16 protein-coding genes are annotated in these 13,213 nt (G+C 59.6%); 7 read left to right on the forward strand and 9 right to left on the reverse strand.

Translation table 11 applies throughout. The annotated features are described in order from the left end of the window. The first annotated feature begins 60 nt into the window (after nucleotides 1-60). A complete protein-coding gene (locus ACYZTL_RS20395; protein ID WP_461953261.1) occupies nucleotides 61-579 on the forward strand; it encodes an acyloxyacyl hydrolase in 519 nt (172 codons plus the stop codon). A 144-nt stretch (nucleotides 580-723) separates the two neighbouring features. Here the strand turns inward: ACYZTL_RS20395 and ACYZTL_RS20400 are convergent, their stop codons facing one another. The 7 genes from ACYZTL_RS20400 to ACYZTL_RS20430 all read right to left on the reverse strand — a co-directional run bounded on the left by ACYZTL_RS20400 (nucleotide 724) and on the right by ACYZTL_RS20430 (nucleotide 6,792). Further along, on the reverse strand, nucleotides 724-1,029 hold the full coding sequence (locus tag ACYZTL_RS20400) for a YkgJ family cysteine cluster protein (RefSeq protein ID WP_084320418.1): 306 nt from the start codon (nucleotides 1,027-1,029) through the stop codon (nucleotides 724-726). A 120-nt stretch (nucleotides 1,030-1,149) separates the two neighbouring features. Further along, nucleotides 1,150-1,932, reverse strand: a complete 783-nt coding sequence (locus ACYZTL_RS20405) for an SDR family NAD(P)-dependent oxidoreductase (RefSeq protein ID WP_461953262.1) — start codon at nucleotides 1,930-1,932, stop codon at nucleotides 1,150-1,152. Nucleotides 1,933-2,010: 78 nt separating this feature from the next. Continuing rightward, complete coding sequence (phrB, locus tag ACYZTL_RS20410) at nucleotides 2,011-3,456, reverse strand: deoxyribodipyrimidine photo-lyase (RefSeq protein ID WP_461953263.1); 1,446 nt, start codon at nucleotides 3,454-3,456, stop codon at nucleotides 2,011-2,013. Between the two features lie 20 nt (nucleotides 3,457-3,476). Further along, the gene (locus tag ACYZTL_RS20415) at nucleotides 3,477-4,418 is read right to left on the reverse strand and encodes a MerR family transcriptional regulator (RefSeq protein WP_461953264.1); all 942 of its coding nucleotides are present in this window, start codon (nucleotides 4,416-4,418) and stop codon (nucleotides 3,477-3,479) included. Next, the gene (locus ACYZTL_RS20420) at nucleotides 4,418-5,377 is read right to left on the reverse strand and encodes a YbgA family protein (RefSeq protein WP_461953265.1); all 960 of its coding nucleotides are present in this window, start codon (nucleotides 5,375-5,377) and stop codon (nucleotides 4,418-4,420) included. Before ACYZTL_RS20420 ends, ACYZTL_RS20415 begins: the two co-directional genes overlap by 1 nt. Nucleotides 5,378-5,593: 216 nt before the next feature. Further along, nucleotides 5,594-5,809: a TIGR02450 family Trp-rich protein gene (locus tag ACYZTL_RS20425; protein ID WP_461953266.1), complete on the reverse strand. Its 216-nt coding sequence runs from the start codon at nucleotides 5,807-5,809 to the stop codon at nucleotides 5,594-5,596. Next, complete coding sequence (locus ACYZTL_RS20430) at nucleotides 5,806-6,792, reverse strand: NAD(P)/FAD-dependent oxidoreductase (protein WP_461953267.1); 987 nt, start codon at nucleotides 6,790-6,792, stop codon at nucleotides 5,806-5,808. The genes ACYZTL_RS20425 and ACYZTL_RS20430 overlap by 4 nt, the downstream gene beginning before the upstream one ends. Nucleotides 6,793-6,988: 196 nt before the next feature. Between ACYZTL_RS20430 and ACYZTL_RS20435 the strand changes: the two genes are divergently transcribed. Both ACYZTL_RS20435 and hemH read left to right on the forward strand, forming a co-directional pair. Then, on the forward strand, nucleotides 6,989-7,891 hold the full coding sequence (locus tag ACYZTL_RS20435) for a TIGR01777 family oxidoreductase (protein ID WP_461953268.1): 903 nt from the start codon (nucleotides 6,989-6,991) through the stop codon (nucleotides 7,889-7,891). A 13-nt stretch (nucleotides 7,892-7,904) separates the two neighbouring features. After that, nucleotides 7,905-8,927, forward strand: a complete 1,023-nt coding sequence (gene hemH, locus ACYZTL_RS20440) for a ferrochelatase (RefSeq protein WP_461953269.1) — start codon at nucleotides 7,905-7,907, stop codon at nucleotides 8,925-8,927. Nucleotides 8,928-9,067: 140 nt separating this feature from the next. Here the strand turns inward: hemH and ACYZTL_RS20445 are convergent, their stop codons facing one another. After that, complete coding sequence (locus tag ACYZTL_RS20445; protein ID WP_461953270.1) at nucleotides 9,068-10,342, reverse strand: uracil-xanthine permease family protein; 1,275 nt, start codon at nucleotides 10,340-10,342, stop codon at nucleotides 9,068-9,070. 2 nt (nucleotides 10,343-10,344) lie between these two features. Further along, a complete protein-coding gene (gene upp, locus ACYZTL_RS20450; RefSeq protein WP_461953271.1) occupies nucleotides 10,345-10,983 on the reverse strand; it encodes a uracil phosphoribosyltransferase in 639 nt (212 codons plus the stop codon). A 172-nt stretch (nucleotides 10,984-11,155) separates the two neighbouring features. On the opposite strand from upp, the gene ACYZTL_RS20455 reads away from it, so the two are divergent. The 4 genes from ACYZTL_RS20455 (at nucleotide 11,156) to ACYZTL_RS20470 (ending at nucleotide 13,123) form a co-directional block, all read left to right on the forward strand. Beyond that, nucleotides 11,156-11,713: a hypoxanthine-guanine phosphoribosyltransferase gene (locus tag ACYZTL_RS20455; RefSeq protein WP_047533108.1), complete on the forward strand. Its 558-nt coding sequence runs from the start codon at nucleotides 11,156-11,158 to the stop codon at nucleotides 11,711-11,713. Nucleotides 11,714-11,717: 4 nt separating this feature from the next. Continuing rightward, nucleotides 11,718-12,191, forward strand: a complete 474-nt coding sequence (locus ACYZTL_RS20460) for a WbuC family cupin fold metalloprotein (RefSeq protein WP_461953272.1) — start codon at nucleotides 11,718-11,720, stop codon at nucleotides 12,189-12,191. Nucleotides 12,192-12,286: 95 nt separating this feature from the next. Further along, entirely contained in the window at nucleotides 12,287-12,772 is a 486-nt protein-coding gene (locus tag ACYZTL_RS20465) for a hypothetical protein (RefSeq protein ID WP_461953273.1), read from the forward strand. A 63-nt stretch (nucleotides 12,773-12,835) separates the two neighbouring features. Further along, on the forward strand, nucleotides 12,836-13,123 hold the full coding sequence (locus ACYZTL_RS20470; protein WP_461953274.1) for a PA4642 family protein: 288 nt from the start codon (nucleotides 12,836-12,838) through the stop codon (nucleotides 13,121-13,123). The last annotated feature ends 90 nt before the right edge of the window (nucleotides 13,124-13,213 follow it).

Below are 13,213 nucleotides of genomic sequence, written 5' to 3' on the forward strand. Positions count from 1 at the left end.
ACTTCTATAGCGGTGAGCAACAAAAAAAACATACGAAATCGTTCGAAAAAGGATGTTTCTATGACGCGAGTATTCTGCTTGGCCGCGATTGCGGCCGCACTGATGGGGCAAAGTTTTACCGCACAGGCGGCAGGCGTGGAGTTCGCGGTCGGCGAGACCAGCGAGTCGACCATGACCTATCGACTGGGCATGCAATTCGATTGGGACAAGAGTTGGTTGCAGAGTGATGTCGGTCGTTTGACTGGTTACTGGAGCGGTGCCTACACCTATTGGGAAGGCGACAAGACCTCCAGCAACCACAGCCTGTCGTTCTCGCCGGTGTTTGTATACGAGTTTGCCGGGCAGACCGTCAAACCCTACCTGGAGTTGGGGGTTGGCGTGGCGTTGTTCGCCAATACCGAAGTCGAAAACAACAACCTCGGCAATGCCTTTCAGTTCGAAGACCGGTTCGGCTTTGGTCTGCGCTTTGCCGGCGGGCATGAAGTCGGGATTCGTGCAACGCACTATTCCAATGCCGGGCTCAGCAGCCCGAACGATGGTGTAGAGAGTTACGCGCTGCACTACACGATGCCGTTGTAACACTCAAAAATTGTGGCGAGGGAGCTTGCTCCCGCTGGGTCGCGAAGCGGCCCCAAAAAAGGGACTGCTGCGCCCGAGCGCGGACCGGTCCGCGGGAGCAAGCTCCCTCGCCACAGGTTCAGTGTCTGACTGCATTAATGCTGATCAGCGATACGCCGTGGTAATCCCCTGGCGTTCATCGATGCACTCCGGTGCACCCATCTCGAATTCCCGGCAGATCAGCGGGCGTTTCTCGTAGATCGTGCACATCATGCTGTTGCGATCCAGCGCAGCGCACCAGCCGTCGTCCAGACGCAGCATGACTTCCCCGCCCCAATCATCGGTATCGATAAAACGTTCGGGCACACCCGTGTCGGTGATCAGCATGACTTCGAGCTGGCAGCAGCAGGCTGCGCAGGTCGAGCAGGTGACCGCCGGCTCGGCGATTTGTGTGTGGGGAATGGTCTTCATGGCGCGCAGTGTAAGTCAGTCGGTCGGCGCTGTGTGAAAGGCCTGACGGGCGCCCGGCCAGGAGGCCTGGCCAGCAGCAACCGAAGTGACGCGCTGGACAGTCCCGGAGTCAGGTCATGTTCAGGGCACATCCCTGATCGGTGGATTCCTGCGGACCATGCGTTTGCCGATGGCGAGCTGCACCCGACTGGACATTTTCGGCAGTGGCCAGAGCTCTGCCATGAACAGGGCCGGGAAAGCGATCTCCAGTGGACGATGCTCGAGTTCAGTGAAGACGTGTCGCGCGGCTTTGCCCACCGGCCAGTTGAGTGAAACCGGTACATCGTTTATCGCCGTCATTGGCGAATTGACAACCCCAGGGCTGACCACGGTGACTTCGATGCCTTCCGGCGCCAACTCGATGCGTGACCTCTCGAACAGATAACGCAGCCCTGGCTTCGACGCGCCCCGCGCTTCGGCCCGTGGCAGCGGCAGGTAAGTCACCGAGCTGGCGATGCCCGCCAGATGCGGCGCGATACCGGCTCGCAACAGGGGCAGGGCAGCTTCGATGCAGTAACTGCTCGCCAGCAGATTTGTGCGCACGACATGCTCGATGATCGATGAGTCGAGCTGTTGGGCGTCGACGTATTCGCACGTACCTGCGTTGAGAATGACTGTATCCAGCGAACCCCAGAAGTGAGCGATTTGCTCGCCGATTTCGCGTACGGTCTGGCTGTTGGTCAGATCACCGGCCATCACCAGCACTTGCCCGGGATAGCGTTGGGCCAGAATTTTCAGGGGGGCAACCGAGCGTGAACTGACGGCCAGTTGCGCGCCTGATTTCAGTATTTCCTCGGCCAGCGCGGCGCCAATACCGTTGCCGGCGCCGGTCAACCAATATCGTCGTGGAGGTGTAAAACTCATCCCATTCTCCTTTTCAACCAGGCAATCGCCCGATCCCATACGGGTAAATATTCATCAAACAGAGTCCTTGCATCGCAGTCACTCATCACCCTCTCCCGCGTTCTGTCGTGATGGCAGGTTTTTGAACGCAGCCAACGCGCGCGTGCGACTCGTACTTATATTGACGATTGGCAACGGATAACCTGCCACCCCGAACAAGCCGCCAAGGTTCGCCGGGTTGTGCACGTCCTTTTTATTCAGCCTGGCCAGCTCTGGCAGCCAGTGCTTGATGAACAGGCCTTCGCTATCGAATTTTTCCGACTGGCTCAACGGGTTGAAAATGCGGAACCAGGGCGCCGAATCGGTGCCGGTGGACGAACTCCACTGCCAGCCGCCGTTATTCGCCGCGAGGTCGCCATCAATCAGGTGCCGCATGAAAAACCGTTCGCCTTCGCGCCAGTCGATCAGCAGGTTCTTGGTCAGGAACATCGCCACCACCATGCGCAGGCGGTTGTGCATCCAGCCGGTTTCGAGCAGTTGGCGCATCGCCGCGTCGATGATCGGTAAACCCGTGCGCGCTTGTTGCCAGGCCAGCAGTTCCTGCGGAGCGTCGCGCCAGGCCAGCGCTTCGGTTTCCGGGCGGAAGGCGCGGTGGCGCGAGACGCGCGGATAACCCACCAGAATGTGTTTGTAGAACTCGCGCCACAGCAATTCGTTGATCCAGGTGACAGCGCCGACCTTGCCGCTTTCGAATTCGCCCTGATTGCTTTGCAGTGCGGCGTGCAAGCACTGGCGCGGGGAAATGACGCCGGCAGCGAGGTAGGCCGAGAGCTGGCTGGTGCCAGGTTTGGCCGGGAAGTCGCGCTCGTTTTTGTAGTAGTCGATCTGGGCGTCGGCGAAGGTGTCGAGGCGGCGTCGAGCCTCGGCTTCGCCGGCGGGCCAGAGGGTGCGCAAGGTTTTGCTGGGCGTTTCGAAGCCCTGGATATTTGCGGGTATTTCATCGCTGTCGATGTTCAGCCGCGACTGCGCCATTGGCGCGTTCACCAGGCTCGGCAATGAGCTGTGCAGACGGTCGTAGCAGACCCTGCGGAACTGGCTGAAGACCTGGAAGTAAGTGCCGGTTTTGGTCAGCACGGTGCCAGGTTTGAACAGCAACTGGTCGAGGTAGCTGTGGAAGGTGATGCCGCTACTGTTCAGCAGGTCGGCCACTCCCACGTCACGACGACTTTCGTGAATGCCGTATTCCTCGTTGACGTGCACCGCGTCGATGTTCAATTGCTGGCAAAGATCGAGCAGCACTTTCGGTGCTTGGTCCCAGCGAGAGGCGGTGCGGATCAGCAGGGGAATGTTCAGTTCGTCCAGCGCGCGGCTCAATGCGCTCAGGTTGCGCAGCCAGAAATCGACTTTGCACGGCGCGTCGTCATGCGCCTGCCATTGCTCCGGGCTCAGCAGATACACCGCCACGCTCGGGCCACGGGCTGCAGCGGCCGAGAGGGCAGTATTGTCATGTAGGCGCAAGTCGCTGCGCAGCCAGATCAATTGCATGTTTTTGTCCGCACCCATCATTAAACAAGCCCGCGCTGAACCAGATCCTGGTGAGCCGATAACGGGTCTTCAGCCAGGAACAGATCAGCGATTTCTGCAGTTCTTGCGGACAACTCGGCGTGGTGTATGCACACCGTTGGTCCTGCGATCATTTTTGGGCAACTGACGCCATTCAAAAGTTTCGGTAGCTGCGACAGATTCATGGCTTTGCTGGAATACAGCAGTACGCCACGGGCTTGCAGGTGATCGACCGCCAGCGCGAGTTCGCCCGCCGGCAGTGGCCAATCGAATACTTCCACCGGGCAATCGGCGCTGCTGATCAGCCACGCGGTGAGCCACAGATGCGGTTCCAGTGGCAGGTCCGATTGATTGATCAACAGCAGCGGCGCGGTGCGCAACTGACGGTTGTTATGGTAGATGCGCGCGCCGAATTTGCTGCGTAACCAGGAGTAAAAAAATACGCGCTCCATCTGCGCACCAAACTGGCCTTGCCAGCGTTGTTCCAGCTCGGCCAGCAACGGCATCAGCAAGTGTTCGCACAAGGTCCGCGGCGGATACAAGGCCATCGCCTGGTTGACTGTGTCATCGAGGGTGCGTTCGTTTAGATTCGCGACCGCTTGCAGCAATGTAGTGCACAGAATCTGCCAGTCGTTTTCGACCGGTCCGGTAAAGGCCTGGGGCGTGTCGAGCAGTTGTTTGACCTGGCTGACGGCCACGCCGCGATTGAGCCAGGTGAGGATCGTCAAAATGCGTTTTACGTGTTCGGCGCTGAACAGCCGATGCCCTTTAGGTGTGCGTTGCGGCACGATCAGGCCATAGCGCCGTTCCCAGGCACGCAAGGTGACGGCGTTGACGCCGGTCTGCCGGGCCACTTCGCGAATCGGCAGCCAGCCCTCGTCGAGGGCTTTTTTGAAGTCGGCGCCGGAGTCTTCGCCGAAACGGGTGTCGAGCAGGGTTTTCATTAGATCGCGTTTCGCAGGCTGAGGTTTTCCGGGTGCGGTTGCAGGTAGACCTGTTGCGCAATGTACGGATCCGGGTGTTGGCGAAAGTAGTGCTTGAGCAGCGTCAACGGCACCACCAGCGGCACGATGCCGTGCCGGTACTGGCCAATGATGTGCTGCACTTCCTGTTTGTCTTCAGCGCTGATGACCTGTTTGAGGTAACCACTGAGGTGTTGCAGAACATTGGTATGGGTGCGGCGCGTGGCGCATTTTTTCAAGGCCGCCATCAGTTCGCTGAAATAGCGTGGGCCGAGTTCACCGGGATCGGTCTGGCCCATGTTGCCCAACAGATTGCCCAGGGCTTTGTATTGCACCGGGTTGTGGGCCATCAGCAAGTATTTGTAGCGCGAGTGAAATTCGGTGAGTCCGCGACGGGTCAGACCGTTGCGCAGCAACTGCTGCCAGGCGCTGTAGGCGAACACGCGGGTGAGGAAGTTTTCCCGCAGCACCGGATCGTTGAGCCGACCCTCTTCTTCCACCGGCAGATCCGGGTGCCGGGCACAGAAAACCCGGGCAAAGATGCCGCGGCCACCGCCGTCCACGGGGACACCGTTGGCGTGGTAGACCTTGACCCGATCCAGGCCGCACGACGGTGATTTCTGCATGAAGATGTAGCCGCAGATATCGCCCAGTTCGACGGCCATTTTCTCGCCGTAATCGGCCAGCGGCCGGGTGACATTGAGTTCGGGGTCAATGGTGCCGACGGCTTGGGGGTGTTCAACATCGCCGATCAGCCGGATCGGTTGTCGAGGGATGCCGAGACCGATCGCGACCTCTGGACATACCGGGACGAAATCGAAATATTCAGTGAGGGTGCGGCTGCACAGCCGCGATTCCTTGTGCCCGCCGTTGAAGCGCACCTCGGCGCCCATCAGGCAGGCGCTGATGGCGATTTTCGGTTTCGCGCTGGCAGGGGGCATCGGAGCACCTCGAATCTGAACCTGTACAGATTGTTCATTCTGTACAACATAACTTCATCATAGGTGCAAAGGTGTACAAGTCAAATTGTTTGTATAGGTTTTCTGTCGCCCTGTAGGAGCGAGCTTGCTCGCGATGGACGTCAACGATAATGCTGTAAACCTGACACCCCTCGGCGATCTCACGTTTATCGCGAGCAAGCTCGCTCCTACAGGGATCTATTTCCACCCTGCTAGCCAGGCTTCGCTGTTTTTCAGGGTTTGCCACGTGAGGTGTTCACCGCGTTTAGTCAGCACCGCCTGCAATTCGACATCCAGCACGGAGCCTTCCTCATCGCAGAACACTTCGGTGACCAGAAAATGTTTTTCGCGGTTTTGCGGGTGGGCTGCTGTCCATTTCGACAGCAGCAATTTGCTCGGATTGATGCGGTTCACTGCAGATGTTCGTGCAGACGGCGGGCGGCTTCCTGACCGCTGAGCCATGCACCTTCGACGCGGCCGGACAGGCACCAGTCGCCACAGGCGTAAAGGCCCAGATCGGCATCGGCCAGGGTGCCCCATTCGTGGCTGCTGGCGGGGCGGGCGTAGAGCCAGCGGTGGGCGAGGCTGAACGTGGGCGCCGGCATCGCGCTGTGGAGCAGTTCGGCGAACGCACCATGCAATTGCTCGATCACGGCTTCCTTGGGCAGGTCGATATGTTGCCGGCTCCAGGCACTCGTGGCGTGCAGCACCCACGTGTCCATCGTGTTGTCACGCCCCGGTTTGCTGCGGTTGCGGGCCAGCCAGTCGAGCGGGCTGTCCTGCACGAAGCAGCCTTCCATGGGGGTATCCAGCGGTGTATCGAAGGCCAGTGCGACCGCCCACGTCGGGTCCATTTTTACCCCGGCGGCGGCACCGGCGAGCTTCGGCGCGGAGGCCAGCAATGCGGTCGCCTGTGGCGCCGGCGTGGCGACGATGACATGACTGAACGGGCCATGGGTGAAACCCTCGGCGTCCTGTAGATGCCAGTGCTCTTCACCCCGATAGACCTCGGTGATGCGGCAGGCGAAATGCACTTCAGAATCGCCGAGAAGGCCGCGGGTAATGGCGCTCATGCGCGGCGTGCCGACCCAGCGCGTCTGTTCGTCCGGCGACAGATTGAGCTGGCCACCGTGGAAGGTGTAGAGCTGCGGCGTCCACTCGGCGACCCAGCCTTTGGCTTGCCAGCGCTGGACTTCCGTGACGAAGCGGCGATCGCGGGCAGTGAAATATTGCGCGCCCATGTCCAGAGCACCCGCATCGCTGCGCTTGCTCGACATGCGTCCGCCACTGCCGCGGCTTTTATCGAAAAGTTGAACGACATGCCCGGTGTCCGCAAGGGCTTGGGCGGCTGAGAGACCGGCGATGCCGGTGCCGATGATTGCGATAGGTACAGTCATAGGGGCCTCGTTTACCTTTCTGTACAGACTACGCCGTGGTTGAAACCTGTACAATAATGTTTTTTGGTATAACTTTTATCGTTCTCCTTCTGACGGCTTGGCCTATTGTTAACAACAGAGCCTGCCCGATATCAAAGATCCCTGCTTATAAAAATAGACTAGTGAACAGGGTAAAACGCCACGCGAGGAAGAAGTCATGCACATATTGCTGACCGGCGGTACTGGTTTGATAGGACGTCAACTCTGCCAACACTGGTTGAGCCAGGGACATCGTCTGACAGTATTGAGTCGGACGCCTGAAAAAGTCGCAAAAATCTGCGGTGCAAAGGTTCGCGGCATCGTGCGGTTGGAAGACCTCGGGCAAGAACCGGTGGACGCGATCATCAACCTGGCGGGTGCACCGATTGCCGACCGGCCATGGACGTCCCGGCGCAAAGCCTTGCTCTGGAGCAGTCGCATCACCCTGACCGAAACCTTGCTGGCCTGGCTCGAAACCCGTGAGCAGAAACCGCAGGTATTGATCTCTGGCTCCGCTATAGGCTGGTACGGCGATGGTGGCGAGCGGGAATTGACTGAAGAATCTCCACCCGTCATCGACGATTTCGCCAGTCAGTTGTGCATTGCCTGGGAGGAAACCGCGCAGCGCGCCGAGGCCTTGGGCATTCGCGTGATCCTGATTCGCACGGGGTTGGTGTTGTCCGCCGAGGGCGGCTTTTTGTCGCGGCTGTTGTTGCCGTTCAAACTGGGGCTGGGCGGGGCTCTTGGCGATGGTCGGCAGTGGATGCCGTGGATCCATATCAACGATCAAATCGCCGTGATTGATTTTCTTCTGCATCAGAAAGACGTCAGCGGTCCTTATAATGCCTGCGCGCCCAAGCCGGTGCGCAATCGTGAGTTTGCCACGACACTAGGCAGCGTGCTGCATCGCCCGGCATTCATGCCCATGCCGGCGCTGGCATTGAAGGTGTGTCTGGGCGAGTTGTCATTGCTGTTGCTGGGCGGCCAGAAAGCCGTACCGGCGCGCCTGCAGAAAGCGGGTTTCACATTCCAGTTCACTGATTTGCGCGCGGCCCTGGACGACTTGTCCAGCCGCCTTTGAAATAGGACGTTGCATGACCGATCACGCGTTGCTTCTGGTCAACCTGGGTTCACCTGCCTCCACCTCGGTGGCGGATGTGCGCAGCTACCTCAATCAATTTCTGATGGACCCTTACGTGATCGACCTGCCATGGCCGGTGCGGCGTTTGCTGGTCTCGCTGATCCTGATCAAACGCCCGGAGCAATCGGCCCACGCCTACGCCTCGATCTGGTGGGAAGAGGGTTCGCCGCTGGTGGTGCTCAGCCGTCGCTTGCAACAGGCCATGACCACACAGTGGACCCACGGGCCGGTAGAACTGGCAATGCGTTACGGTGAGCCGTCGATAGAAGCGAAACTGGTGCAGCTCGCTGCCCAGGGCCACAAGAAAATCACCCTCGCGCCGCTTTATCCACAGTTCGCCGACAGCACCGTGACCACGGTGATCGAGGAAGCCAGGCGGGTCGTGCGGGAGAAGCAACTCGACGTGCAGTTCTCGATTCTCGAGCCGTTCTACGATCAGCCGGAATACATCGATGCGTTGGTGACCAGCGCCAAGCCTTATCTGGAGCAGGATTTCGATCACTTGCTGCTGAGCTTCCATGGCTTGCCGGAACGGCATCTGAAGAAGCTCAACCCCGGCCACCGTTTTGAAGGGGGCGGCGATTGCTGTGCCGGTGCGCCGCCGGAAGTGGTTGCGACCTGCTATCGCGGCCAGTGCCTGCGCACCGCAAAGGAGTTCGCCAAGCGCATGGGCTTGCCGGACGGCAAGTGGTCGGTGTCGTTTCAGTCGCGATTGGGTCGGGCGAAATGGATCGAGCCCTACACCGAAGCGCGCCTCGATGAGTTGGCAGGAATGGGCGTGAAGAAGGTGCTGGTGATGTGCCCGGCGTTCGTTGCCGATTGCATCGAGACGCTTGAGGAAATCGGTGATCGTGGGAAGGAACTGTTCCGCGAAGCGGGGGGAGAGGAATTGGTGCTGGTGCCGTGTCTCAATGATGATCCACAGTGGGCGCGGGCGTTGAGTACACTGTGTGAGCGAGCGCCGTTGGCATTGTAGAAACACAAACTGTGGCGAGGGAGCTTGCTCCCGCTTGAGTGCGCAGCACTCACAAAATCTGCATTGACTGCGAGGATTTCGGGGTCGCTTCGCAACCCAGCGGGAGCAAGCTCCCTCGCCACAGGGAATTGAGTCGCCCGTTACAACAACGGCTCATTCGCCTTCTTGTGCTTCCAGCTGTCATTCCCTGGCAGCAACAGGTTCAGCCCAATCGCCACCACCGCGCACAGCGCGATGCCTTTGAGGCCGAAGTCGTCCGGACCGGTGCCGGTGCCCACCAGCACACCGCCAATCCCGAACACCAGCGTCACCGACACAATCACCAGATTGCGCGCTTCGCCCAGGTCGATCTTGTGGCGAATCAGCGTGTTCATCCCCACCGCAGCAATCGAACCGAACAACAGGCACAGAATCCCGCCCATCACCGGCACCGGAATGCTTTGCAGCAGCGCGCCGAACTTGCCGATGAACGCCAGGCTGATGGCGAAGATCGCCGCCCAGGTCATGATTTTCGGGTTGTAGTTCTTGGTCAGCATCACCGCGCCCGTCACTTCGGCGTACGTGGTGTTGGGTGGACCGCCGAACAGACCGGCTGCGGTGGTGGCAATGCCATCGCCGAGCAGGGTGCGGTGCAGGCCGGGCTTTTTCAGGTAGTCGCGACCGGTCACGCTACCGACAGCGATCACGCCGCCGATGTGTTCGATGGCTGGAGCCAGGGCTACCGGAACGATGAACAGAATCGCCTGCCAGTTGAATTCCGGCGCGGTGAAGTTCGGGATCGCGAACCACGGTGCAGCGGCAATCTTCGCCGTATCAACCACGCCGAAATAGAACGCCATCGCAAAACCCACCAGCACGCCGGAGATGATCGGCACCAGGCGGAAAATGCCTTTGCCGAACACGGCGACGATCAGGGTGGTCAGCAGCGCCGGCATCGAGATCATCATAGCTGTTTGGTAATGGATCAGTTCAGTGCCGTCGCCGGCCTTGCCCATCGCCATGTTGGCGGCGATCGGCGCCATGGCCAGGCCGATCGAAATGATCACCGGACCAATCACCACCGGTGGCAGCAAACGGTCGATGAAACCGGTGCCTTTGATCTTCACGGCAAGGCCGAGGAAGGTGTAGACGAAACCCGCCGCCATCACGCCGCCCATGGTCGCCGCGAGGCCGAACTGGCCCTTGGCGAGAATGATCGGGGTAATGAAGGCGAAGCTCGACGCGAGGAACACCGGCACCTGACGCCCGGTGACGATCTGGAACAGAATCGTTCCCAGACCTGCGGTAAACAGCGCCACGTTCGGGTCGAGGCCGGTAATCAGCGGCATCAGCACCAGCGCGCCGAACGCCACGAACAGCATCTGTGCGCCGGACAGCACTGTGCGCCAGAGCGGGTCGTTGAACTCTTGTTGCATGGTCACGCGTCCTTCTGCTTGGTGCCGAAAATTTTGTCACCGGCATCGCCCAGGCCCGGGATGATGTAACCGTGTTCGTTCAGTTTTTCGTCAATGGAAGCGGTGTAGATGGTCACGTCCGGGTGAGCCTTCTCCACTGCGGCGATGCCTTCTGGCGCGGCGACCAGCACCATGGCGCGGATGTCGCGGCAACCGGCTTTTTTCAGCAGGTCGATGGTGGCGACCATGGAATTACCGGTGGCGAGCATCGGGTCGATAATCATCGCCAGGCGTTCGTTGATTTCCGGAACCAGTTTTTCCAGGTAGGTGTGGGCCTGCAGCGTTTCTTCGTTGCGAGCTACGCCCACGGCGCTGACTTTGGCGCCCGGGATCAGGCTGAGCACGCCTTCGAGCATGCCGATACCAGCGCGCAGGATTGGCACTACGGTAATTTTCTTGCCGGCGATTTTCTCGACCGACACGGTGCCGCACCAACCTTCGATGTCGTAGGATTCCAGCGGCAGGTCTTTGGTGGCTTCATAGGTCAAAAGGGCGCCGACTTCCTGAGCGAGCTCACGGAAATTCTTGGTGCTGATGTCTGCGCGGCGCATTAGGCCAAGTTTATGACGGATCAGCGGATGGCGGATCTCGAGGATGGGCATGGGAACGGCTCCGGCGGCGGGCAAAAAAACCGGCGTAGATTAATCTATCCGAGGGTGTTGTCCTATAGACATAGAGTACGTTAGTCCACAAACGCTTGATCTGGCCGAGCGGGATGCGTACCTTTGCCCGCTTTTCCTGACTTAGTCACCCCCCACCCCCCTGGAGAGCGCCATGTCCGCTGATCTCGAGCATATCCGTCAAATCATGCGAGAGGCTGACTGCCTGTACACCGAAGCTGAAGTCGAGGCGGCCATCGCCCGCGTCGGTGCACACATCAACGAACAACTGGCGGACAGCAATCCGGTGGTGTTCTGTGTGATGAACGGCGGCCTGATTTTCGCCGGCAAGCTGCTCACCCATCTGCATTTCCCGCTGGAAGCGTCCTACCTGCACGCCACCCGCTATCGCAACGAAACCAGCGGCGGCGAATTGTTCTGGAAAGCCAAGCCGGAAGTGTCGTTTATCGACCGTGACGTGCTGATCATCGACGACATCCTCGACGAAGGTCACACCCTGGGCGCGATCATCGACTTCTGCAAACACGCTGGCGCGCGCAAGGTGCACACCGCCGTGCTGATCGACAAGGACCACGACCGCAAGGCTCGCCCGGACCTCAAAGCCGATTTCGTCGGTTTGCCGTGCATTGACCGTTACATCTTCGGTTACGGCATGGACTACAAAGGCTACTGGCGTAACGCAAACGGGATTTTTGCTGTTAAAGGGATGTAAGCACATGGCCGCGCCGAGCTTTCTTGATCAAACACTGTTCACTGAGCTTGCCGAGAAAGCGGCAGCCAGCCCGCGGGGTCGCCAGCACCACAATTTCCACCAGATGGAAGAGGCTTGCCATCGCATGGCGGTGGGATTGCAGCCGTCCACGTACATCCCGCCTCATCGGCATCTGGGGGAGAACAAGGCTGAAACCTTGTTGGTCCTCAAAGGGCGGCTTGGCGTGCTGATTTTCGATGAGGCCGGCGTGGTGGTGCGCAAACAAATCCTGCAGGCTGGTGGCGACTGTGTGGGTGTTGACTTGCCAACCGGCGTGTTCCATGGCCTGGTGGTGTTGGAAGCCGACAGCCTGATGTTCGAGTGCAAGGCGGGTCCGTATCGCCCCGTGGGCGAAGGTGAGCTTGCTCATTGGGCGCCGCGTGAAGGCGAGCCGGGCGTGGCCGACTATCAGGCATGGATGCGCGCTCAGTTCGATTGATGTGCACAATCCCTGTGGGAGCGAGCAAGCCCGCTCCCACATTGTTTCGTGTGTGCCCATGCTAAAGTGCTCGGCCCCGCCCTCCGGAGCCCGTCATGAGCCTTTTGATCCGCAGCTGCGCCGCCCTGTTGCTGACCCTCAGCCTGCCTCTGGCCGCCGCGCCGGCACCGATGCACGCGCAGTTTCTGCCGCCTGACGATCTGACCCTGCGTGACGCCGAACCCGAGCAGCAACAACTGCTGCAGGTCACCGAATATTCGGTAGTGGTCGGCAGTCAGCGCCAGTCCACCCAACAGCCGATCCCGGTGACGTCTCCGCTGCTGATCCGCCTCAAGGGCAAATCCTTGAACAAGGGTGCGACCATCAATCAGGTGCTGGTCAACTTCGATGGCGAAAGCAAAAGCCTGAAAAAGCCGATCTACGACGACAAGAGCAAAACCCTGACGCTGTTTTATCCGATGGCGCAGTACCGCGTGGTGATCGACTTGTTGCGCAATGACATGGTGTATTGCCAGTTCCTCAGCTACGCCAATGGTCATGTCTGGGCTGACCTGCACACCGGAGCCGTTCGTCCGCGTTGAGCCCGGCGGCCAGTGAGGGGTAAACTGCCCGCCCCGTGAAATGTCTGCGAGCTGGAGTCGGCAATGCGTAAAGATAAGAAACAAGTGATTGGTGACGAGATCGGCGATGAGCAGATCAAGTTGTTTCTCGATTTCGAACCGGTCGACGCCACTTCGCCGTCCCTGCACAAACTGATCAAGGCTTACCGTGGCCTGCGCATCGACGACTTCGAGCGTTTTCTGACGTTCTTCGTTGAAGCCGGTCTGGATTTGAACGGCAAGGATGAGCACGGCAATGATTTCGTCGCGGTGATCAAGGATCAGCGCAATGCCGCCGAGTACATCGAGCTGATTGACAAGGCTCGCGGCTGATCGTATCCGAAGTGAACCGAATACCTGTGGCGAGGGGATTTATCCCCGTTGGGCTGCGAAGCGGCCCCAAAACCTGCTTGCATGGTGCGT

This window comes from Pseudomonas sp. LB3P81 (assembly GCF_054897965.1).